This window comes from Nitrospirillum amazonense, assembly GCF_007828045.1.
GTDB classification, from domain to species: Bacteria; Pseudomonadota; Alphaproteobacteria; order Azospirillales; family Azospirillaceae; genus Nitrospirillum; species Nitrospirillum amazonense_C.
Map to the genome: position 1 here is coordinate 34,293 of NZ_VITN01000016.1, position 22,200 is coordinate 56,492.

At 68.5% G+C, this 22,200-nt stretch carries 23 protein-coding genes; 8 read left to right on the forward strand and 15 right to left on the reverse strand.

Going from position 1 to position 22,200, the window contains the following annotated elements; translation table 11 throughout:
- Positions 1-170: 170 nt before the first annotated feature.
- From FBZ89_RS21465 to gpmI, 4 genes are all read right to left on the reverse strand, one after another.
- Positions 171-1,490 (reverse strand): divergent polysaccharide deacetylase family protein, encoded by a 1,320-nt coding sequence (locus FBZ89_RS21465; protein WP_145752028.1) that lies wholly within the window; start codon positions 1,488-1,490, stop codon positions 171-173.
- 130 nt (positions 1,491-1,620) lie between these two features.
- Positions 1,621-3,090 carry a S41 family peptidase gene (locus tag FBZ89_RS21470; protein ID WP_145752029.1) on the reverse strand — a complete coding sequence of 490 codons (1,470 nt, stop codon included), beginning with the start codon at positions 3,088-3,090 and terminating at the stop codon, positions 1,621-1,623.
- A 1-nt stretch (position 3,091) separates the two neighbouring features.
- Positions 3,092-4,402, reverse strand: a complete 1,311-nt coding sequence (locus tag FBZ89_RS21475; protein ID WP_145752031.1) for a murein hydrolase activator EnvC family protein — start codon at positions 4,400-4,402, stop codon at positions 3,092-3,094.
- Between the two features lie 29 nt (positions 4,403-4,431).
- Positions 4,432-6,021, reverse strand: a complete 1,590-nt coding sequence (gpmI, locus tag FBZ89_RS21480) for a 2,3-bisphosphoglycerate-independent phosphoglycerate mutase (RefSeq protein WP_145752033.1) — start codon at positions 6,019-6,021, stop codon at positions 4,432-4,434.
- 306 nt (positions 6,022-6,327) lie between these two features.
- On the opposite strand from gpmI, the gene rocD reads away from it, so the two are divergent.
- From rocD to FBZ89_RS21505, 5 genes are all read left to right on the forward strand, one after another.
- Positions 6,328-7,566: an ornithine--oxo-acid transaminase gene (gene rocD, locus FBZ89_RS21485; protein WP_145752035.1), complete on the forward strand. Its 1,239-nt coding sequence runs from the start codon at positions 6,328-6,330 to the stop codon at positions 7,564-7,566.
- 36 nt (positions 7,567-7,602) lie between these two features.
- Positions 7,603-8,502 (forward strand): dimethylarginine dimethylaminohydrolase family protein, encoded by a 900-nt coding sequence (locus FBZ89_RS21490; RefSeq protein ID WP_211115306.1) that lies wholly within the window; start codon positions 7,603-7,605, stop codon positions 8,500-8,502.
- A gap of 198 nt (positions 8,503-8,700) precedes the next feature.
- Complete coding sequence (locus tag FBZ89_RS21495) at positions 8,701-9,186, forward strand: Lrp/AsnC family transcriptional regulator (RefSeq protein ID WP_145752036.1); 486 nt, start codon at positions 8,701-8,703, stop codon at positions 9,184-9,186.
- Between the two features lie 81 nt (positions 9,187-9,267).
- The gene (locus tag FBZ89_RS21500; RefSeq protein WP_145752038.1) at positions 9,268-9,516 is read left to right on the forward strand and encodes a CopG family ribbon-helix-helix protein; all 249 of its coding nucleotides are present in this window, start codon (positions 9,268-9,270) and stop codon (positions 9,514-9,516) included.
- The gene (locus FBZ89_RS21505; RefSeq protein WP_145752040.1) at positions 9,513-9,803 is read left to right on the forward strand and encodes a type II toxin-antitoxin system RelE/ParE family toxin; all 291 of its coding nucleotides are present in this window, start codon (positions 9,513-9,515) and stop codon (positions 9,801-9,803) included. Before FBZ89_RS21500 ends, FBZ89_RS21505 begins: the two co-directional genes overlap by 4 nt.
- 200 nt (positions 9,804-10,003) lie before the next feature.
- Here FBZ89_RS21505 and FBZ89_RS21510 read toward each other — a convergent pair whose 3' ends face one another.
- From FBZ89_RS21510 to cysT, 10 genes are all read right to left on the reverse strand, one after another.
- The gene (locus FBZ89_RS21510) at positions 10,004-10,186 is read right to left on the reverse strand and encodes a YodC family protein (RefSeq protein ID WP_145752041.1); all 183 of its coding nucleotides are present in this window, start codon (positions 10,184-10,186) and stop codon (positions 10,004-10,006) included.
- Positions 10,187-10,318: 132 nt separating this feature from the next.
- Positions 10,319-11,584, reverse strand: coding sequence for an MgtC/SapB family protein (locus FBZ89_RS21515; RefSeq protein WP_145752044.1), 1,266 nt, complete (start codon positions 11,582-11,584; stop codon positions 10,319-10,321).
- Between the two features lie 48 nt (positions 11,585-11,632).
- Positions 11,633-12,151, reverse strand: a complete 519-nt coding sequence (locus FBZ89_RS21520) for a flavodoxin family protein (protein WP_145752045.1) — start codon at positions 12,149-12,151, stop codon at positions 11,633-11,635.
- 106 nt (positions 12,152-12,257) lie between these two features.
- Positions 12,258-12,716 carry a 23S rRNA (pseudouridine(1915)-N(3))-methyltransferase RlmH gene (gene rlmH / locus FBZ89_RS21525; protein WP_145752047.1) on the reverse strand — a complete coding sequence of 153 codons (459 nt, stop codon included), beginning with the start codon at positions 12,714-12,716 and terminating at the stop codon, positions 12,258-12,260.
- 118 nt (positions 12,717-12,834) lie between these two features.
- Positions 12,835-13,224: a ribosome silencing factor gene (gene rsfS / locus FBZ89_RS21530; RefSeq protein ID WP_145752049.1), complete on the reverse strand. Its 390-nt coding sequence runs from the start codon at positions 13,222-13,224 to the stop codon at positions 12,835-12,837.
- 264 nt (positions 13,225-13,488) lie between these two features.
- Positions 13,489-14,133: a nicotinate-nucleotide adenylyltransferase gene (locus tag FBZ89_RS21535; protein WP_040845919.1), complete on the reverse strand. Its 645-nt coding sequence runs from the start codon at positions 14,131-14,133 to the stop codon at positions 13,489-13,491.
- Between the two features lie 20 nt (positions 14,134-14,153).
- On the reverse strand, positions 14,154-15,425 hold the full coding sequence (locus tag FBZ89_RS21540) for a glutamate-5-semialdehyde dehydrogenase (protein ID WP_145752051.1): 1,272 nt from the start codon (positions 15,423-15,425) through the stop codon (positions 14,154-14,156).
- A gap of 45 nt (positions 15,426-15,470) precedes the next feature.
- The gene (locus FBZ89_RS21545) at positions 15,471-16,535 is read right to left on the reverse strand and encodes a sulfate/molybdate ABC transporter ATP-binding protein (RefSeq protein ID WP_145752053.1); all 1,065 of its coding nucleotides are present in this window, start codon (positions 16,533-16,535) and stop codon (positions 15,471-15,473) included.
- A 42-nt stretch (positions 16,536-16,577) separates the two neighbouring features.
- Positions 16,578-17,435 carry a sulfate ABC transporter permease subunit CysW gene (gene cysW / locus FBZ89_RS21550; protein WP_145752055.1) on the reverse strand — a complete coding sequence of 286 codons (858 nt, stop codon included), beginning with the start codon at positions 17,433-17,435 and terminating at the stop codon, positions 16,578-16,580.
- Positions 17,425-18,300 carry a sulfate ABC transporter permease subunit CysT gene (cysT, locus tag FBZ89_RS21555; RefSeq protein WP_145752057.1) on the reverse strand — a complete coding sequence of 292 codons (876 nt, stop codon included), beginning with the start codon at positions 18,298-18,300 and terminating at the stop codon, positions 17,425-17,427. The genes cysW and cysT overlap by 11 nt, the downstream gene beginning before the upstream one ends.
- Positions 18,301-18,788: 488 nt before the next feature.
- Here cysT and FBZ89_RS21560 point away from each other — a divergent pair, with 488 nt between their 5' ends.
- The gene (locus FBZ89_RS21560; RefSeq protein WP_246172429.1) at positions 18,789-20,249 is read left to right on the forward strand and encodes a GH1 family beta-glucosidase; all 1,461 of its coding nucleotides are present in this window, start codon (positions 18,789-18,791) and stop codon (positions 20,247-20,249) included.
- 90 nt (positions 20,250-20,339) lie between these two features.
- On the opposite strand, the gene FBZ89_RS21565 is transcribed toward FBZ89_RS21560, so the two are convergent.
- Positions 20,340-21,152: a DUF2987 domain-containing protein gene (locus FBZ89_RS21565; RefSeq protein ID WP_145752060.1), complete on the reverse strand. Its 813-nt coding sequence runs from the start codon at positions 21,150-21,152 to the stop codon at positions 20,340-20,342.
- Positions 21,153-21,362: 210 nt separating this feature from the next.
- Between FBZ89_RS21565 and FBZ89_RS21570 the strand changes: the two genes are divergently transcribed.
- Positions 21,363-21,896 carry a hypothetical protein gene (locus tag FBZ89_RS21570; RefSeq protein WP_145752062.1) on the forward strand — a complete coding sequence of 178 codons (534 nt, stop codon included), beginning with the start codon at positions 21,363-21,365 and terminating at the stop codon, positions 21,894-21,896.
- A gap of 63 nt (positions 21,897-21,959) precedes the next feature.
- Positions 21,960-22,190 (forward strand): hypothetical protein, encoded by a 231-nt coding sequence (locus FBZ89_RS21575; protein ID WP_145752064.1) that lies wholly within the window; start codon positions 21,960-21,962, stop codon positions 22,188-22,190.
- Positions 22,191-22,200: the final 10 nt, after the last annotated feature.

Genomic DNA, 22,200 nt, shown 5'->3' on the forward strand with positions numbered 1-22,200 from the left:
GTTTTCCTCCTGGTGGGCGGGGGATGTCCCACCAGGATGCCGGGCAGGGCCTCGCACGCCTATGGGCCATAAGGGGGTAGGCGTGGGCTTCGAAAGGTCAGGGCTGGCCGGCCGCCAGGCGCTCACGATTAAACCGGCGGACTGGGTTTGATCTATCTGCCGCCAAGGGACTACCGATCCGCCTGCCGGTTGACCACCGCCGTGACCGGCGCCAATACGATGCCCCGGTCGCGCAGGCCCACGGCCCAGCGGGCGATGCCTTCCAGGGTCACGGGATAGGGCTGGGCATAGCCCACGGCGACGCCGTTGAGCTTGGCCAGGCGCTCCAGCTCCGCCAGCTGGGCGGCGACGCCGGCGTCGGAGGGGGACCGGTCCACCTGCACGTCCGACACGGCGCGGGGCAGGCCCAGCTGGGTGGCGATGCGGGTGGCCTGGCTGGCGGTGGTGGGCCAGCTGTCGATATAGATCAGGCCGCGCCGCTGCACCTGGCGCAGCACCGTCTGCAGGCTGTCGTGGCTGGCCAGGAACTTGGTGCCGGTCAGGTTGGTCAGGCCGACATAGCCGGTGGCGCTGGCCATGGCCGTTTCCAGCCGGTCCACGTTCTTCTCATCCGGCAGGCTGGTCAGCAGGGTGCCGGGGCCGGGGTCGTTCTGGGGGAAGCCCTGCGGCTCCATCGGTACCTGCAGCAGCACCTCATGCCCATCGCTGCGCGCCTGGTCCACCGCCTTCTGCAGGTTGGGGGCGCCGGCGGCGAAGGCCAGGGTGACGGTGGCCGGCATGCGGGCCAGCACCTTTTCCAGGGCGGTTGGCGACCAGCCCAGGTCGGCCATCACCAGGGCGATGCGCGGGCGCTTGTCATCCTGGGGGAAGGGGCGGCTATAGGCCTGCCAGGGCGCGGGCCCCTTGGCCGGCATGCGCGGCAGATAGCCGGCGCGGGTCTTTTCCAGCAGGTCTTCGTTGCGGCTGGGCGCCAGCTTGACGGCCACGTCCATGGGATCGGGGTCGTGCGCGGCCGCAGGCTTGGCGGCACTCTCCGCCGCCGGGGCGGCCGCGTGCGGGGCCTCCACCGGGCGGGCGCCGCCCTGGGGCAGGGTGACGGGGATGTCGGCCAGGATGGAGGCCTTGCGCCGCGCCGCCGCCGTCTCCTCCGCCGTGGCGGCCAGCCAGGCGACCGTACCCGCGACGGCCACCACCGTCAGGGCCACGGCCACGGCGAACAGGTTCAGCCGGCGTCGGGGCTTTTCAGCGTCGTCCCCGGCCGGTCCGGTGGCGGCCACCCCGGCGCGGCCGGCGCGCTTGGGTACGCCCAGGCGTGCGGCCAGCACGTCGGCGGACGCGTCCTCGTCCGCGCCGGCCAACAGCGCCTCAAAGGCGTCGTCATCGCCGCCCTTCTTGCGTTTTGTTGTCTTTGCCGCCTTGGCGGGCTTGGTCTTGCGCGGCGTGCTCTGGCGCGAGACCAAGGCCTTCAGGCGGGTGGGTAGGGCGGCCAAGGGGTCCCCGTCGGTTGGCTGGGGCCGAGTGCGATCAATCAGAAACGCACTCGGCCCCAAATGCTTGTTCAGCGAGCGGACTCACGCTGCAAAGCGATGCCGCTTTTCCGCGATCCGCTCTATGGCGTCGTCAGTTGGTGGCCTTGGACTGCTGCAATAGCGACAGGCCGCGCAGCAGGTCCAGGGCGCGGGTCAGCTGGTAATCCTGGGGCGTGGCGTCGCCGGTGGCGGCCGGCGGCACCGGCGTGCCGGGCGCGTCCTGGCCCTTGGTGCCCGCCTTCGGATCCTGGGTCTTGGAATCGACCTTGGCCTTGTCGGCGCCAACCCCCTTGTTGTCGGGGGTCTTACCGTCGGGCGCCTTCGCGTCCGGGGCCTTTTCCGAGGTCTTGTCCTTGGCGTCGTCCGGCTTGGCCGGCTGCTTGGCGCCCGGATCGGTGTTGCGCAGGGCGTGCGGCAGGTCGGCCTCGCGCCGGCGAATGGCGCCGGCGGGGGCGCCCAGCTCTTCCACCTTGGCCTGCTGGACCTCGATGTCCGGGGTGATGCCCAGCTGTTGGATGGACCGGCCGGAGGGCGTGTAGTAGCGCGCCGTGGTCAGCTTCATGGCGTTGCCACCCGGCATGGGCATGAGGGTCTGGACGGAGCCCTTGCCGAAGCTCTGCGTGCCCATGAGGATGGCGCGCTTGTGGTCCTGCAGGGCGCCGGCCACGATTTCCGAGGCCGAGGCGGAACCGCCGTTGATCAGCACCACCAGGGGCAGGCCATGGATGGCGTCGCCCGGCTTGGCGTTGTAGCGCTCGCCCTGGTCCGGGCGGCGGCCGCGGGTGGAGACGATCTCGCCCCGCTCCAGGAAGGTGTCGCTGACCGAGATGGCCTGGTCCAGCAGGCCGCCGGGGTTGTTGCGCAGGTCCAGCACATAGCCCACGACCTTGTCGCCCAGTTCCTTCTGGATGCCGGCCAGTGCCTTGTCCAGGCCCACCTGCGTCTGCTCGGTGAAGCCGGACAGGCGGATGTAGCCGACATTGCCTTCCACCCGCCACCGCACCGACTGCACCTTGATGACGGCGCGGGTCAGGGTGAAGGTCAGGGGCTGCGGCACGTTGTTGCGGTGGATGGTCACCTTGATGTCGGTGCCCGGGGCGCCGCGCATCTTCTCCACCGCCTCGTTCAGGCCCAGGCCGACGATGGCCTCGTCGTTCAGGTGGGTGATGTAGTCGCCGGGCTGCACGCCGGCGCGGGAGGCCGGGGTGTCGTCGATGGGCGAGATCACCTTGACCACGCCGTTCTCTTCCGTGACCTCCAGGCCCAGGCCACCGAACTCGCCCTTGGTCTGGACCTGCATGTCCTCCCAATTCTTCTTGTTCATGAAGTTCGAGTGCGGGTCGAGGGAGGCCAGCATGCCGTTGATGGCGGCCTCGACCAACTGGTCGTCCGGCACCTCCTCGACATAGTCGGACTTCACCCGCTCGAACGCTTCGGTGAACAGTTCCAGCTGCTTGTAGGTTTCCGCCTTGATCGGCGGCTTGGCGTCCAGCGGCCGGGACAGGGGGCTTGCCAGATAGACCAGGGCCACGACGGCCACGGAGGTCAGCAGTTTCTTCATCTCACCCTTGTCCTTTACCCTCGGTGCCCGCGAAGCCGCGCAGGGGATTGATCGGCTGACCGCCCCGCCGCAACTCGAAATACAATGTGGGGGTTCCGTCGCTGGCCATGGCGCCCATGGGCTCGCCGGTCAACACACGTTGTCCCACCCGCGTATCGATCCGACCCAATCCCGCGATCAGGCTATGATAGCCATTGGGGTGCTCGACGATCAAGATAAGGCCATACCCCTTGAAGGGGCCGGCGAAGACCACCGATCCCTCATACGGCGCCACCACCGGCGACCCGGCGCGGGCGCTGATGCGCACGCCGCGGCTGGTGGTGCCCACGGCGTCCTGCTCGCCATAGCGCTGGGCCACGGGGCCGGCCACCGGCAGGGTCATGCCGCCCAGCGCCGTGCCGCCCGGCACGTCCTTGGGCGTGCGGCCCATGGCGGCCAGCCGCTCCTGCGCCTTTTTCTGCCGCGCCTCCTCGGCCAGCTGGCGCTTCTGCGCCTCCGCCTGGCGGGCGCGTTCGGCGGCGGCCTTGCGTTCCGCCTCCAGCTTTTCCACCAGGTCCCGCAGGTCGCCGGCCTGGGTGGCCAACACCGCCATGTGGCCCGCCACGTCCTGCAGCTCGGCGTCGTTGGCCTGCGACAGGGCCTCGCGGCGCGACACCAGGTCGCGCAACTCCCCCTCGCGCTTTTCCAGGTCCTTCTTCGCCGCCAGGGCCTGGGCGCGCTTGTCCGCCAGCTTCTGGCGCAGGGCAGCCAGATCGCGCAGCTGGGCGGCCAGGGCGTCCGCCCGCTTCTTCAGCTGGGGAATGGCCTCGCGCAACAGCAGGGCGCTCTTCACCATCTCCCCCGGCGCCTCCGGCCGGGCCACCATGGCCTCCGGCGGCAGGCGGGACAGGCGCTGCAGGGCGCCCAGCAGGTCGGCCAGGGCGGCGCGGTCGGCATCGATACGGGCCACCTGATCCTGCTCGTTGGCCGCCAGTCCGGCCAGCGACTGCTCCACCGCGCGCAGGGCGTCATCCTGGCGGCGCTGGTCCTCCGCCACGGCCACGGACTTGGCGCGCAGGTCGGCCAGCTCGCGTTCCAGGGCGTCGTTCTTGGCGTCCAGCTCGGCCTTGCGGGCCTGGTCGGCCTTCAGATCCTTTTCCACCTTGTCCAGTTGGCGCTGGGCATCCCGGGGGACAGCGCCGCCTTGCGGGGGTGTCGTCTGCGCGATGGGGGTCAGCACCACCGGCAGGGCGTGCTCAGCCCACGCCGGTCCCGGCGCCAGCAGGGCCAGCGCCAGGGGCAACAGTCGGTACGGGGCCGTGTGCGGGATCACGCCGGGGCTGCGCTCACTCGGGTGTCGGCTTATTCGGCCGCCGCGCGCGCCGCGTCGCGGACCAGCAGGGAATGGCCGGTCATCTCCTCCGGCTGCGGCAGGTCCATCAGCTCCAGCAGGGTGGGGGCGACATCGGCCAGCTTGCCCCGCTCCAGCCGCACCACGTCGGCCGGAGCGTTCACCAGGATGGCGGGGACCAGGTCCAGGGTGTGGGCGGTGTGCGGGCCACCCGTCTCCGGGTCCTTCATCAGCTCGCAATTGCCGTGGTCGGCGGTGATCAGCAGGGCGCCGCCCTGGCGCTTCACCGCGGCCTCCAGCCGGCCGATGCTGCGGTCCACCGCCTCCACCGCCTTGACGGCGGCGGCCAGGATGCCGGAATGGCCCACCATGTCCGGGTTGGCGTAGTTCACCACCACCAGGTCGAAGGCGCCGCTGTCCACCGCCGCCACCAGCTTGTCCGTCAGCTCGTCGGCCGACATTTCCGGCTGCAGGTCGTATGTGGCCACCTTGGGTGAGGGGACCAGGATGCGCTCCTCCCCCTCGTAGACTTTCTCCTCGCCCCCATTGAAGAAGAAGGTGACGTGGGGGTACTTCTCCGTCTCGGCGATGCGCAGCTGCTTCAGGCCCTTCTGCGACACGATCTCGCCCAGGGTGTGGCGGATTTCCTTGGGCGGGAAGATGGCCGGCAAGACCTTCGCCAGGGTGGAGGAATATTCCACCATGCCCAGCTGGGCGGCGAACTTGACCGGCGTGCCGCGGTCGAAGCCGCTGAACTCCGGCTCCACCAGGGCGGACAGGATCTCGCGGGCGCGGTCGGCGCGGAAGTTGGCCATCAGCACGCCGTCGCCGTCCTTCATGCCGGCGTAATCGCCGATGACGGTGGGCAGGATGAACTCGTCATGCTTGCCGGCGTCATAACTCTGCTTCACCGCCGCCTCGGCGCTGGTGGCCTTCTCACCTTCAGCCGACACCAGGGCGCGATAGGCCTTCTCCACCCGGTCCCAGCGCTTGTCGCGGTCCATGGCGTAATAGCGGCCGTCCACCGTGGCGATCCTAGGCGGGATTTGGGCGCCGGGGGCGTCCTTCAGGCCGGCCTCGATGGCGGCCAGCTGCTCCAAGGCGCTCTGCGGCGGCACGTCGCGGCCGTCGGTGAAGGCGTGCAGGGCCACGGGGATGCCGGCCTGGGCCAGGGTGCGGGCCAGGGCGACCATGTGGTCCTGGTGGCTGTGCACGCCGCCGGGGGAGGCCAGGCCCAGGATGTGGGCGGTGCCGCCGGACTTCTTCAGCGCGGCCTTGAACGCGGTCAGCGCCCCGTTGGTTTCGAACTCGCCCTGGGCGATGGCGCGGTCGATCATGGGCAGATCCTGGAACACCACGCGGCCGGCGCCCAGGTTCATGTGTCCCACCTCGGAATTGCCCATCTGGCCGGCGGGCAGGCCCACATCCTCCTCGCTGGCCGACAGCAGGCCGTGCGGGCAGTCCTTCCACAGGCGGTCATAGTTGGGGGTGTTGCCCTGGGCGACGGCGTTGTCCGCCACCTCTTCCCGATAGCCCCAGCCGTCCATGATGCACAGCACCACGGGGCGGGGGGCTTTGCTGGTCTTGTCGGTGGCGGCCATGGCTGTCTGTTCCCTGATCCTGGTGGGGTAGGAGGTGCGAACCTATTGGGAAAATCGGGATTTCCGCGCGCGATGGCAAGCGGCGCATCCGAATTTCCGACCTGATAAACCGTTATAGGCGCCAGCGGTTCGCCCGTCCCGCCCCTTTCCCATGCCGCGGGCGCAAAGGCGGCAGGACAGAAACGGTGTGCCGGGCGCACCACCCGCCGCCCGGTTCTGTCGCGCCGCTCGCGAACTTCGACCGTTTCGGCTGCGGCGCCCATGCCACCATCCAGGCAACGAGACCGGGATAAGGTGGAGGACATCATGGACCAGCGGCTGAATGGCGATATCGGCAAAGCCCCGTCCCCTGGGCCCATCGCCCTGGAAGACCGGTGGTGCGCCCACACCTACAAGCCGCTGCCCGTGGTCATCACCCGCGCCCAGGGCGCCTGGGTTCACGACGAAGCCGGGCGCCGCTACCTGGACATGATGAGCGCCTATTCCGCCGTCAACGTCGGCCACAGCCATCCCCGCATCCTGAAGGCCCTGACGGAGCAGGCGTCCAAGGTGGCCGTCGTCTCCCGCGCCTTCCACACCGACAAGCTGGGCCCCTTCCTGGAGCGTCTGTGCGCCCTGACGGGCCTGGACGGCGCCTGCCCCATGAACAGCGGGGCGGAGGCGGTGGAGACGGCGGTGAAGGCCGCCCGCCGCTGGGGCTACCGCCATCGCGGCATTCCCGCCAACCAGGCGGAGATCATCGTGGCCAGCGGCAATTTCCACGGCCGCACCACCACCATCATCAGCTTCTCCTCCGAGGAGGCCTACCGTGAGGGCTTCGGCCCCTACACCCCCGGCTTCCGCGTCGTGCCCTTCGGTGATCTGGACGCGCTGACGGCCGCCATAGGGCCCAACACGGCGGCCGTGCTGCTGGAGCCCATCCAGGGGGAGGCCGGCATCGTCCTGCCGCCGGCCGGCTATCTCAAAGACGTGCGCGCCGCCTGCGACCGCGCCGGCATCCTGATGATCCTGGATGAAATCCAGTCCGGCCTGGGCCGCACCGGCCGGTGGTTCGCCCACCAGCATGAAGGGATCGTCCCTGACGGCCTGTGCCTGGGCAAGGCGTTGGGCGGCGGCGTGCTGCCCGTTTCCGCCTTCGTCGCCCGCCGGGATGTCATCGACGTGTTCGATCCCGGCAGCCACGGCTCCACCTTCGGCGGCAACCCGCTGGCCGCCGCGGTCGGTCTGGAGGCCTTGGCGGTGATCGAGGACGAAGGCCTGGTCCAGCGCAGTGCCGCGCTGGGCGCCCATCTCATGGACCGTCTGCGCGGCCTGAACAGCCCGCTCATCCGCGATATCCGGGGCCTGGGCCTGTGGGTGGGGCTGGAGATCGACCCCGCCCGCGCCACCGCCCGCCAGGTGGTGGAGGACTGGATGCGCCGCGGCGTCCTGTCCAAGGAAACCCACGACACGGTGGTGCGCCTGGCGCCGCCGCTGATGATCGCGCCGGAGGATCTGGACTGGGCGGTGGACCGCCTGGCCGAGACGCTTTCGGCGTTCGCCTGACACCCAACCCACAACAACATCCGGGGAACCCCACCCATGCCCGACACCCGCCTGGCCACCGCCGCCGCTGCCGTCACCGACGCCCTGCCCGGCGGCCGCATCCTGATGTGCGCGCCCGACCATTTCGAGGTCAGCTACGCCATCAATCCCTGGATGCGGCCCGATCGCTGGCAGGAGGAGGGCGCCCTGCTGGGGGCCCGCTCTTCCAGCGGGTGGGAACGGCTGGTGGCCACCCTGCGTGGCCTGGGGGTTGAGCTGGAGTTCGCCGTGCCCCATGCCGGCCTTCCCGACATGGTGTTCACCGCCAACGCCGCCGTGGTGCTGGACGGCAAGGCCCTGGTCGCCACCTTCCGCCATCCCCAGCGCCAGGGCGAGACGCCGGTGTTCCGCCGCACCTTCGACGCGCTGAAGGACCGGGGCCTGCTGACCGAGGTGCATGACATGCCGGAGGGCGTGGTGCTGGAAGGGGCGGGTGACTGCGTGTGGGACCCCGTGCGCCGCACCTTCTGGCTGGGCTATGGCCAACGCTCCGACAAGGCGGCCGCGCCTGTGGTGCGGGACCTGTTCGGCTTGGAGGTTGAGGCGCTGGAACTGGTCGATCCGCGCTTCTATCACATGGACACCTGCCTCTGCCCTCTGACCGGGGGCGAGGTGCTGTACTTCCCCGGCGCCTTTTCCGCCGAGGGCAACGCCCGCATCCTGGAGCGCTTCGGCGCCGAAAACCTGATCGTGGCGCCGGAACCCGACACCTGCACCCTGGCCGTCAACGCCGTGAACCTGGGACGCGACATCGTGCTGGCCACCGCCAGCCCCGCCCTGCGCGGCATGCTGACGGAACGCGGCTATCGCGTGCATGAGACGCCGGTCAGCGACTTCGGTCTGTCCGGCGGCTCGGCCTTCTGCCTGATCCTGAAATTGGACCGGGTGTCGGTTTAAGGCTCCCTCAAACGGCGGGCGCGGCCATCCGGCCGCTTGCCTTGTCCTCACTTTCCAGTCCGCTATCGCGTTCCGGCGGCCCCGGTCGGGGCCTACACCGGCATGAGCTGTTCATGCCGGTGGTTTAGCAAAGTCTTTGGGGGCGGGAGGTTTGGCGCTTAAGCTGATGCCCTATCTCCCGCCCCATCGGACCCCGCCTTGAAGCCGCGCAAGCTCGACGCCATCGACATCAAGATCCTGACGGAATTGCAGGCGGACGGCCGCATCACCAACCAGGCCCTGTCGGAACGGGTGGGCCTGTCCGCCCGTCCCTGCCTGGAACGGGTGCGCCGGTTGGAGCGGGAGGGCATCATCGTGCGCTACCAGGCCCAGGTGGACGTGCGCCGCATCCAGTCCTGCGTCTTCGTCCTGGCCCAGATTTCCCTGGAAAAACAAGGCCGCCAGCGCACCAGCGCCTTTGAGCGCCGCCTGCGCGAGGTGCCCGAGGTCATCGAGTGCTTCGAGGTCAGCGGCCCCTACGACTACATCGCCAAGCTGGTCTGCCGCGACCTTGAGACCTACCAGGAACTGACCGACAGCTGGATCGACGACGCCGAGATGGGCGTCGCCCGCGTCGTCAGCAACGTCGTCCTGCGCCCCATCCGCGACTTCGGGACGTACCCGGTGTTCGAGGAAGATGCGTGAGCGGTGTTGACGATCAGTGGATTTAGCATCACATGATTACAACGTAATCACCTGTAATCATCGAGATTGGAGGGCACGGATATGGCCAGCCAAAACTTTTCCATAAGGACCGAACCCGCCATTCTGGCGGAGTTGGACAAGTTGGCCGAGTCACAGAACAGGTCCCGCAATTTCGTGGTCAATGAGGCCATTGAACGCTATCTCGCCGAGGAGCGTCAGTGGACTGCCCAGGTGCAGGCCGGCTTGGCGGCAGCGGCGGCAGGCGACTTCGCCACCGACGCCGAGATGGATGCCTTGTTTGAGAAATTCGAGGCGGAAGCCGACCGATGAAGGTGCGGTGGACCAGGCCGGCGACACGAAACTTGATGGATATCCACGATTATCTGAGCCAGTTCAATTCGGCGGCCGCGCTCAAGCTGGTCAAGTCCCTCCGCGCGCAGGCGCAAGGGTTGGGTTCTCATCCTCAAAAAGGGCGGCAGGGTCGCATCAACGGTACGCGCGAGCTGGTCATTTCGGGCGCGGATTTCATCATCGCTTATCAGATTACGGAAAACTCCGTGGACATCCTGGCGATCCGCCATACCGCTCGCGATTGGCCGGCACGGCTGGATCGATAGCGGTCCCGCGTCGTCGCGAACCTCCCCACCGCGACACGAAAATATCTCCCTCACGGCCTGGAACTAGTCAGCGAGAAGGAGCCGCGATCCCAAATTCAACATTTGAGGAGGTCAGAGTTCGATTGCGAGCGGATGAGGGCGCTCGGCGTATTTTTGCCTTATTTCAAATATAGAATACGCGTTTGTGGATTCATAAATAATCAGAGAATTGCAAGCTCTAAGACGGCCGGATGGAAATCGTATTTCTGCACTGTGCCATCCAAGAACCAGACGGTACTTGTGTATTTTTCGCCACTGTACATTGTCCCTGCAGAAATAACCGTCATCACGGGGCCGCCTGATTTTAAGCGGACCACGTCACCTAAATTAAAATTGTCTTCCATTTTGAAGTCCCTGTCCTGAAATCTAGATCACAGATTGTAACTTAATGGTCATTTTCTCGCAAATCTTCCCTGTGTTGATTTGCCCAGGGCGAGATTCGAGGAACGACGGTAACGGATTCAACCGTGGTGGCCTTAGTTCACTATCATTAGCGCGCCGGCGCCCAGCGCCAGGGCGCTGATCCCGCCCACCACCAGGCCCAGGCGGGCGCCACCCACCCAGCCGGCCATGGCGGCCTTGGTCACGGTGTTGACGGCGGTGACGATCAGCACGCCCTCCATGGCCACCTTCAGGGTCAGGCCGTGCCCGCCCAGATGGGCCATGGACAGGGTGACGGCGTCCACGTCGGCCACGCCGGACAGCGCGGCCATGACCAGCACGCCGGGGGCGCCCAAGGACTGCGCCAGCAACTGGCTGGCCAGGGCCACCGCCGCGATGAAGGCCGCCATCTTCAGGGCCATGCCCACCTCCAGCGGGTTGGCGATGTTCAGCTTGGGCACGTGGTAATGCCGGTTGCGCACGATCAGGGCGGCGGCGCCGGCCACCTGGACCAGCGCGGCGCCGGCCAAGGGGGGCGCCAACGGCCGCAGCAGGTCGGGGTTCAGCACCATGGCCAGCACCCCCACCCGCGCCATCATCACCGCCCCCGCCAGCAGCACCCCGGCGCCCAGCAGCCGGGACGAGGCGGGGTGCATCCGCCCCAGCCGCGCCAGCGTCAGCGTGGTGGCGGTGGAGGAGGCGAGGCCGCCGGCCAGCGCCGCCATCAACACCCCCAACCGGTCGCCCAGGCCGCGGACGGCGACATAGCCCCCGAAGGAAATGGCGGCGACCATGACCGCCAGCAGCCAGATGGAATGGGGGTTCAGCGCCCCCCACGGGTCCACCGGACGGTTGGGCAGGACGGGCAGCAGCAGGAAGGACATGGCCAACAGGGTCAGGATGGCCCGCACCTCATCCCCGCTCAACGCCGCCACCCAGCGGTGCAGGGGATCGCGCAGCGCCAGCAGGCCGGTCACGGCCACGCCGGCGGCGATGGCGACGCGCACGTCGGCCAGGATGGCCAGGGCGCCCAGCAGGAAGGTCACCAGCCCCGCCACCACCGAGGTGATGCTGAGGTCACGCTCCGGGTTGGGGTCGGTGTCGGCCCTGGCCTCCAGCCAGTGGAAGGCGGTGAAGGCGGCGGCATAGCCCAGGAACACCAGGCCCAGGATGTAGGGCTGTTGCGCCCCCGCCAGGGCGCCGGCGATGCCGCCCAACAGCCCCGACAGGGCGAAGGTGCGCAGCCCCACCGCGCGCTGGTATTCCTGGCCGCTGCGGCTGTGCCACCCCCGTTCCAATCCCACCAGCAGGCCGATGGCCAAGGAAACCGCCAGACGGCTGAGCAGGGTGGTGGGATCCATCAAGGCGGTCCTGGAAGGGTGACGATCCGTCCAGTCGGCCCTAATCGTTCACCCGGCGCATTGATCCACCGCAAAGGGGGCCGGCGCCAACGCCGACTTGGGGCGCACGGTCTGGGCGAAGTGGGCCACGGTTTCGACGTAGGTGCCGCTTTTCATCTCGGCGGCGGTGACGGTCAGCCGCGCCTTGGGCGGCTTGGCCAGCATGGCTTGCAGCGCGTCCAACGACTGTTGGCCCGCGGACCCGCCGTGGGTCAGCAGCAGGGCGGTCTCCGGCAGGTCCGCCCGCTCGCGCCGCACATACGCGCGCAGGGGCGGGCAGGGGTGCCAGGCCCAGATGGGCCCGGCCAGCACCACCAGGTCATAGTTGCGGGCGGTGTGGGCGGCCGGGGCGATGCCGGGCAGCCGGCCGCGCCAGCTGTCCGCCGCCGCCCGCCACCAGCCCATGAAGCTGACGCCGTACCGCTCGCAGCGGATTTCCTCGATATCGGCTTGCAGGTGCCGGGCCAGCTCCGTCACCACGGTGCGGGTCGTTCCGGTCAGCGAGTAAAAGGCGATCAGCACGGCCATGGTCCCCTCCATTTCCGGTCGCCCTCACCGGGCGGTCGCACACGCTGGAGGAACAATGGCCGATGGGGTCGGGGGGCGCATTGACGCACCGCAAGAGGGTGCGCCCTTACACCCGGTGGTAGGGATGACCCGCCAGGATTTGCTGGGCGCGGTACAACTGCTCGGCCAGCATGCCGCGCACCATCATATGCGGCCAGGTCATGGGGCCGAAGGCGATGAGCAGGGAGGCGCGGCGGCGCACCTCTTCGGCCAGGCCATCGGCGCCGCCGATGACGAAGGCCAGGTCGGCCACGCCGCCGTCGCGCCAGGTGCCCACCTGGCGGGCGAAGGCCTCGCTGGGCAGGGCCTTGCCGCGTTCATCCAAGGCCACCAGGGTGGCGCCGGCGGGAATGGCTTCCAGCAGAAGCTGGGCCTCGAGCCGCTTCAGCTCATCGCCCTCCACCCGCTTGCGGCACTCGACCTCTCGCAAGGTGAAGGGCCAGGTGATGCGGCCTTTGTACTCTTCGAACAGGTCCCGGGCGGGGCCCGGCCGGCTGCGGCCGACGGCGATCAGCCAAACGCGCATGGGCCCGATCCCGCTAAGGAGTTCAAGATCATGCCACTACAGGCCAGCGACTGCCGGCCCGGGCCGGTCAGGCCCGTAAGGCAAGGCCACGGATGTGGCCGCCCGCCGCCTGAGGGCATCAAACAGACAAAAAGTCGCTGGCCGGCGCGCCGAACCCGGCGAAGTCGGGCGGCAGTTCCACGCCCCACATCTTTTCCAGGTTGTAGAAGGCGCGCACCTCGGGACGGAACAGGTGGACCAGCACGTCGCCGGCGTCGATCAGCACCCAGTCGCACTGGGGCGTGCCTTCGGCGTCGAGACCGATGAGGCCGACTTCCTTGAGCTTGGACAGCAGGTGGCCGGCCATGGCATCCACCTGGCGGGCGGAACGGCCCGAGGTGATGACGATGTAGTCGGCCAAGGTGGACTTGCCCTTGAGGTCGAGCACCACGGTGCCTTCGGCCTTGTCATCCTCCACACTGGCGACGATCAGGTCGCGCAGCTGCTCGGGGAAGTCGGGGGCCGCCATGTCCGGAAGCGGCTGGGGCGCCGTCCGCCCAGCGGTCGGCGTCGGGAAATGGGCGATGGTGGAAATGATCGTTACCTCTAAGCAAAAAAGGGCGCTGAGGATCCGGCATGGCCGGCCCGCACCCTGATGATAGTCCGATGATGTGCGTGGGCAAGCCGCACGGGGCACGCTTGCCTACGGGATTCTGTTCCGTCGTGCGATTTACGCTTCGGATGAGACCATCCCAAGCGATCACACTTCAGTCCTTGCAGTCCGCTTTTCCCGTCACCGGCCGGCCCACCACCCCTTCCGCCGGATTTCGGTGGCGGAGGCGGGATGCAGCGGCCCGTCCAGGAAGGTCCAGGCCGGTGCCGATCGTGCCGGCAGCCCGCCCGCGTCCCGTGGAGGAACCCGATTGCGGAGATAACGCCGCGCGGCCTTGCCGACAAGCGCCTTTAGGGAATAGGGGCGGCGCGGAAACACGGCAACCGGCATGCGGCCCAGGATGCGCGTCCATCCCCGCCAGCGCGGAATCTGCAACAGGTTGTCGGCACCCATGATCCAGACGAAGCGCGTGCGGGGATAGCGACGGCGCAGGGCTTCCAGCGTGTCCACGGTGTACCGCGTGCCCAGCTGCGTCTCCAGGTCCGTCACCAGGATTCGCGGATCGCGGGCGGCGGCGCGGGCGGCGTCCAGGCGCGCGTCCAGCGTGGCCATGCCCCGCGCCTGCTTCAGCGGGTTCTGCGGGCTGACCAGCCACCACACCTGGTCCAGGTTCAGGCGGCGCAGCATCCATTGGCTGACGTGGCGGTGGCCGGCGTGGGCGGGGTTGAAGGACCCGCCCAGGATGCCGATGCGCCGGCCGGCCCAGCTGGCCCCGGTCAGCGGCCGCGGTCGAATCCAATAGCGGCCGTGGGGGGAGGTTGACATGGGGGAAGCCGGCCGGTCGCTTACGGCCGCGTCTGGCCGTCGCCGCGCACGACGTATTTGTAGCTGGTCAGCTGCTCGGCACCCACGGGGCCGCGGGCGTGCAGCTTGCCGGTGGAAATGCCGATCTCGGCACCGAAGCCGAACTCCCCGCCATCGGCGAACTGGGTGGAGGCGTTCCACAGCACGATGCCGCTATCGACCCGCGCCAGGAACCGCTCGGCCGTGGCGGCATCCTCGGTCACGATGCTGTCGGTATGGTGGCTGCCGTGGCGCTCGATATGGGCGATGGCCTCATCCACGCCGTCCACCACCTTCACCGACAGGATGGCGTCCAGGTACTCGGTATCCCAGTCGGAATCGTCGGCGGGCAGGACCCGGGCGTCCAGGGCCTGCACGGCGGCGTCGCCCCGCACCTCGCAGCCGGCGCCGACCAGATCCTCGATCAGGGCGGGCAACTGGGCGGCCGCCACATCGCGGTGGACCAGCAGCGTCTCCATGGCGCCGCAGATGCCGGTGCGGCGCATCTTGGCGTTGAGGGCGATGGCGCGGCCCTTGGCCGGATCGGCCGTCCGGTCCAGGTAGACGTGGCAGATGCCGTCCAGATGCTTGATCACCGGCACGCGCGATTCCGCCGCCACCCGCGCCGTCAGGGACTTGCCGCCCCGGGGGATGATGACATCGACATGGTCGGTCATGGTCAGCAGGATGCCGACGGCGGCCCGGTCGGTGGTGGGCACCAGTTGCACGGCGTCGGCGGGCAGGCCGCCTTCCACCAAGCCCCGGCGCATGGCCGCGACAATGGTGGATGAGGAATGCAGGCTCTCCGAACCGCCGCGCAGGATGGCGGCGTTGCCCGACTTCACGCACAGGCCGCCAGCGTCCGCCGTCACGTTGGGCCGGCTTTCATAGATGATGCCAATGACGCCCAGGGGGACCCGCACCCGCTGGATGCGCAGGCCGTTGGGCCGGGTCCAGTCGGCCGTGACGGCACCCAGGGGGTCGGGCAGGTCGGCCACGTCCTCCAGGCCCTTGGCGATGGCCTCCAGCCGGCTCTCGTCCAGGCGCAGACGGTCCAGCAGGGCGGGTGTCAGGCCCTTGGCCTGGCCGGCCGCCATGTCACGCGCGTTGGCGTCCAGGATGGCGTCGGCGGCGGCGCGCAGGGCGGATGCGGCGGCGCGCAGGCCCGCCACGCGCTGCTCCGGCGTGGTCACGGCCAGCTGGGCGCCGGCGGCGCGCGCCCGCTGCCCGATGTCCCGCATCAATGCCGTAAGGTCGACCGTCTGCCCGTCCATGATCCCAACGCCCTGATATCCGTTACGCCGTCACGCCGTCGCCCCCTAGCTTTTGGCGGGAAACACCCGGGCGTGGCGGAAGTCCACAGTACACCAGCTGCCCACCTCCAGCGCCAGATCGCTCAGCCGGTCGCGGGACAGCTGCGCTTCCAGCGCGCGGCCGGCCAAGTCCAGCTCCAGCCGGGCCACGGGGCCGGCGGCGTGCAGGCTGCTGACCCGGGCGCTCCACTTGCCGTCGGGCACGCCATCGGCCGGGGCCACGCCCAGCTCCACCTGGTGGGGGCGGACATAGATGACGGCCGGGCCGTCGGCGCCGACGGCGCCATCCACCCGCACGGCCTTGCCGTCCAGGCGCGCCACGCCCGCCTCGATGACGCCGTTCAGGCGATTCACCCCGCCCAGGAAGTCGAAGACGAAGCTGTCGGCGGGGTGGTCGTACACCTCCGCCGGGGTGCCCACCTGGATGATCTGGCCGTGGTTCATGACCACCACGCGATCCGCCAGCTCCAGCGCCTCTTCCTGGTCGTGGGTCACGAAGATGGAGGTGATGTGCATGTCGTCGTGCAGGTGGCGCAGCCACTTGCGCAAGTCCTTGCGCACCTTGGCGTCCAGCGCGCCGAAGGGCTCGTCCAGCAACAGCACCTTGGGCTCGATGGCCAGCGCGCGGGCCAGGGCCACGCGCTGGCGCTGGCCGCCCGACAGCTGGCTGGGATAGCGGCTGGCCAGGTGCGACAGCTGCACCATGGTCAGCAGCTGGTCCACGCGGCGGCGGATGTCCATCTCGGCCGGCCGCTCCGCCTTCTTCTTGACGCGCAGGCCGAAGGCCACGTTGTCGAAGACGGTCATATGCCGGAACAGGGCATAGTGCTGGAAGACGAAGCCCACCTTGCGGTCCCGCGCCGCGCGGTCGCGGGTGTCCTGCCCGTCGAAGCTGACCTCGCCGGCGTCGGCATGGTCCAGCCCCGCGATGATGCGCAGCAGGGTGGTCTTGCCGGAACCGCTGGGCCCCAGCAGGGCCAAGAGCTCGCCCGAGCGCACGTCCAGGCTGACGCCGCCGAGGGCGGTGAAGGCGCCGAAGGTCTTTTCCACGTTGCGGATTTCAATGGCCATGCGCGCCGCCCGTTTGCTTGGTCGTCATTGTCGCTGCCCCTTTTAGCGCTTGGCGGCGGCGATCTGGTCGGCGAAGCGCCATTCCAGGGCCGCCTTGGCCGCCAGGGTCACCAGCGCCAACAGCGCCAGCAGCGAGGCCACCGCGAAGGCGGCCACGAAGTTGTATTCGTTGTACAGAATCTCGACATGCAGGGGCATGGTGTTGGTCTTGCCCCGGATATGGCCGGAGACGACGGACACCGCCCCGAATTCGCCCATCGCGCGGGCGTTGCACAGCAGCACGCCGTACAGCAGGCCCCAGCGGATGTTGGGCAGGGTCACCAGGCGGAAGGTCTGCCAGCCGCTGGCGCCCAGCACGATCGCGGCCTCCTCGTCCTCCACGCCCTGCTCCTGCATCAGGGGGATCAGTTCGCGCGCCACGAAGGGGAAGGTGACGAAGACGGTGGCCATGACCACGCCCGGGACGGCGAAGATGATCTGCACCCCGTGGTCACGCAGCCAGGGGCCGAAGCTGCCGTGCAGGCCGAACAGCAGCACATAGACCAGGCCGGAAATGACGGGCGAGACGGAGAAGGGCAGGTCGATCAGGGCCAGCAGCAGGCTCTTGCCCCGGAAATTGAATTTGGCGATGGCCCAGCTGGCGGCCACGCCGAACACCAGGTTCAGCGGCACGGCGATGGCGGCGATCGTCAGGGTCAGCCGGATGGCCGACAGGGCGTCGGGATCGGCCAGACCCTTAAGGAAGGCGCCGACACCCTTGGCCAGGGCCTGGCTGAACACCGCCACCAGCGGCAGGGCCAGGAAGGCCGCCAGGAACAGGATGGCGAGGCCGATGAGCGCCAGGCGCATCATCGGGCCTTCGCCCACGGCGGGGCGGCGGGAATGCGGATCAGCGGGCATGGCGCGACCGGGTCCAGCGCTGCAGGAAATTGATGCCCAGCAGCATGAGGAAGGAAACTCCCATCATGGCCGTGGCGATGACGGTGGCGCCGGCATAATCGTACTGCTCCAGCCGGGCGACGATCAGCAGGGGCACGATCTCCGACACCGCCGGGATGTTGCCGGCGATGAAGATGACGGAGCCGTATTCGCCCACGCCACGGGCGAAGGCCAGGGCCACGCCGGTGATCAGTGCCGGCAGGATGGTGGGCAGCAGCACCTTGGTGAAGGTCTGCCAGCGGGTGGCGCCCAGCGAGGCGGCGGCCTCCTCCACCTCGGCGTCCAGATCCTGCAGCACCGGTTCCACCGTGCGCACGATGAAGGGCATGCCCACGAACACCAGGGCGATGACGATGCCCAGCGGGGTGAAGGCGATCTTGAACCCGGCCGCCTTGGCCAGGGCACCGATCCAGCCGTTGGGGGCGTAGATGGCCGTCAGCGCGATGCCAGCGACGGAGGTGGGCAGGGCGAAGGGCAGGTCGACCATGGCGTCGATGATGCGCCGGCCGGGAAAACGGTAGCGCACCAGCACCCATGCCACGACCAGGCCGAACACGGCGTTGATCAGGGCGGCCGCCAGGGCGCAGCCGAAGCTGACATAAAAGGCGTGCAGCACCCGGGGGGCCAGGGTGATGGCCCAGAACCGGTCCCAGCCCACATCCGCCGCCCGCAGGGCCATGTGGCCCAGGGGGATCAGGACGATCAGGCAGAGATAGGCCAGGGTAAAGCCAAAGGCGGTACCGAAGCCGGGCAGGATGGTCGGGGCCAGGAAGGCCCACCCTCGCCTGGCCGGCTTGGTCGCCGTGGTCGACGCGGCGGCCGTCACGAGGCTACCCCGCCCGAAAGGGATAAGTCGACGTGAGGCGAACCCGGTCGGGTCATGAGCGGCCTTTCCCCAAATTCGAGACGCGAGATTAATGCATAAGCCCCGGAGCGTGTACAACCTTCACGCCGTGCGGGGCAGGCACGTCTTTCACAACGGTGCCATGCATCTTCCAATAAATCACCATCACAAAAGTGTGAAATTTGATCCTATCGGGTAAGTCGGGGGTGGGGATGAGAATCCGGCGCGGTAGCGGTCACATGACGTGTGACAGCGTTGTCCGGGATGGGGTAAAAGTCGTCCTGGGAGGAAGGGCATGACAAAAACCAAGGCTGGCGACGTTTCAGGCCGGTTCATCCGGCTGGATCGACACTGCCGGCGCGCGCCCTGGCCTTGCCGTACAGCCGATACCGGATCTTGCCGCGGGATGAGCGTTCGCGGCGGGGCCTCCGTGGGGATGAGGCGCTACCAAGAAGCGGAGTGTAATGAGCATGATGAATCGTCGCACCCTTTTGCAGGGCGCCGCCGCCCTGGCCGGTGTGGGCGCCCTGGGGGGGACGGCCGCGACCTGGCGGTCCGCGCTGGCCGCCACGCCGGCGGGCAAGGTCGTGTTCCCGAAGGACTTCCTGTGGGGGGCCGCCACCGCCGCCTATCAGGTCGAGGGCGGCTGGAACGCCGACGGCAAGGGGCCATCCATCTGGGACACCTTCACCCATCAGAAGGGCCTGGGCCGCATCAAGAACGACGACACCGGCGACGTGGCCTGCGACAGCTATCACAAATACAAGGAAGACGCGGCCCTCATCCGGCGGATGAACCTGAAGAGCTACCGTTATTCCATCGCCTGGTCGCGGGTGCAGCCGTTGGGCAAGGGGGCGGTCAACCAGGCCGGCCTGGACTATTACAAGCGCCTGACCGACGCAGTGCTGGAGGCGGGCGCCCGCCCCCTGGTCACGCTTTATCACTGGGACCTGCCGCAGGCCCTGGACGATGAGGGCGGGTGGACCAACCGCGACACGTCCGACCGGCTGGCCGAGTACGCCGACATCGTCGGCCGCGCCCTGGGCGACCGCATCAACCATTGGGCCATCCTGAACGAGCCCAAGACCTTCACCCACCTGGGCTATTGGGAAGGCATCTTCGCCCCGGGGCATAAGGATCCGCTGCAGATGCTGAAGGCCACCCACGTGGTGAACCTCAGCCAGGGCAAGGCCTTCCGCGCGATGAAGGCCATCAACCCCAAGTTCCAGGTGGGCAGCGTCTGCGACGTGGCCAACATGGTGCCGCGCACGGACAGCGAGGCGGACAAGGCCGCGGCCGAGCGCTACCACCGCTTCCTGAACCTGTGGTTCCTGCAGCCGGTGCTGGACGGCACCTACCCCGATGTGCTGCCGGCCGACCAGCGCGACGCCCTGCTGGGCTTCCAGCCGGGCGATGAGAAGATCATGCGCGCCGACTACGACATGGTGGGCCTGAACTACTACACCCGCTGGGTGGTGGCGGATAAGCCCGAGGGCAACGGCGTCCCCGGTTTGAACACGGCGCATGAATGGGGCGAGGGCCCGCACGCCAAGACCGACATCGGCTGGGACATCGACCCCGACGGCTTCCACGACACGCTGGTGCGCATGGCCAAGGCCATCGGCAACCGCCCCATCGAGATCACGGAAAGCGGTGCGGCCTACAACACGCCGCTGGTCGATGGCCACGTGAAGGACGAAAAGCGCATCGCGTACATGAAGGCCTATTTCGCGGCCCTGTCCCGCGCCATCCAGGATGGGGCGCCGGTGCGCGCCTATCACGCCTGGAGCCTGATGGACAATTTCGAATGGGCCCAGGGCTACACCCAGCGCTTCGGCCTGACCTATGTCGATTACAAGAACGACCAAAAGCGGACGATCAAGGACAGCGGCCTCTGGTACGCCAAGGTCGCCAAGAACAACGGCTTCTGATTGCCGTGGACGGGGCCCCGCGCCCCGTCCGCCCTTTTGGGCGTTCTGGGATGCAGGCCGGCGATGATGCCGCCGGCCCCGCCTTTCCGGTCAGAACACATGCAACTGGGGCAGGGCGTAGAGACGCGTGGGGGTGCCATCCTCCGCCGTGGCGCTGAGCTGCAGGGTTGGGTTGCGCCGGTCCAGCTTGCGGCCGAATTCCAGCATGGGCCGTCCCTTGTCGTTCGTCTCCAGCGCCTCCCCCGTGTCGAGGGCCGCATGGACGTGGCAGTGGGCATCCGGCTCGCAGCTGAAGTCCAGTTCGTCGATGCTGGGGACGAAGAAGCCCATGACGGGCCCCACGAATTCCTCGATCGCCTGGTCCAAGACCTTGGCGCCTTGGCGCAACTCGCCATAGGCGATGGGTTGCTTCCCGTCGGACAACACCTCCAGCATCACCGTGGCGCGCAGCGCGCCTTTGGCCTGGTTGCTGACCAGCTTAGCGTCGGCAGCCTCCCAGTCGGCGCGGTAGGGAACGTAGAAATAGCCGTCGGGCGTGGACTCGATGGGCTCTTCCTTGCCGCTGTAGACCGCCCACAACTGGATGGGCAGGGGACCGGACTTGTCCTTGGCCAGTTCGACCTTGAAGATCATGCGCAGGTGGCGGCCGCTGGAATTCTCCATGCGATCCAGCACTTTCAAGGCTTCCGCCAGCTTGGCGTAAGAGGTCTTGCCGAACTGCTCCCGCGAGGTAACCACCATTTCCGGCACCGCTTCCGCCGGGGGTTCGGCCCGCGCCGTCGCTGCTTGATCCACCGCCGGCTGCCCTGGCGTCGGTTGCCCCGTCGTCTGGGCACCGGCTGCGCCGGCGCACCCCAAGGCCAGGGCGATCAGCGCCGCCCGCCCATAAAGTATGGCTTTCAAGAATATCCCCATCCTGTCCATCACGGGCCCCCATCGGCCACCCTCTTACTAGGGGTTGTGATTGGGGCGAGTATAGGACCGGTTGGCGGTCAATTTTAGTGGTCGCGCCGACTTGCCGCTGCGGGCCGCCGCGCGATTTCCTTGTCAGGCGGGGACACATGGGCGCTATATCAGATTGAATATAGCGCCGCGTCAGGGAAGGGATCGGTCATGCTGCGGGGAACTGCGAGTGGGGTGGTGGCGGTGATGATGGCACTGGTGGCGCCGGCCTGGGCCCAGATGGGTGGCCCGGCCGACCCGTCCTGCAAGGGTGTCGCGGTGGAATGGCCGGCGGACCTCAAGGGCTGGGGCCTTGCCGCCGTGCCGGTGACGGCCGCGATCGCCCCGGGCGGCGCCCCCGCCCTGACGCCCGGCACGCCGGCGCGGGTGACCCTGGCGGCGAAGGAAGGCGTTACCCTGGCCGTTACCCCGCCCAAGCCGGCGGGGGAGAAGACCTACGCCGGCACCGTGGCCTTCACCGTGCCCGCTGCTGGTCCCTACCGCATCGCCATCGATGGGGGAGCCTGGGTCGACGTGGTGGCGGACGGCAAGTCGCTGGACAGCACCAGCCACAAGCACGGCCCCAACTGCTCCGGCATCCATAAGGTGGTGGATTTCGGCCTGGCTGCCGGCACCTATCAGTTGCAACTGACCAACAGCCCGGCGGCCACCGTCACCGTGCTGGTGGTGCCGCCGCAAAGCTGAACCCCGCGCCTTTCCGACGCGGCCCCCTGTGCCAAGGCTGGTGGCGGTGCTATATTCCGGGGTATGACCAGCATCTCTGCCCCCAACCCCTACGCCGCCGTGGCCGCCGGCCTGCAGTCCAGCAGCGCGCGCGTGGACCGGGACGCCACGGCCATCGCGGCGTCCAGGGGCGGAGACATCAATCCCACCGACGTGGTCAGCCTCAGCAGCGACGCCTTGACCTTCAAGGCCCTAACCAAGGTTGCCCAGACGGTGGACGACAACAGCAAGCGCCTGCTGGATATCATGGCCTGACCGCCCCTTT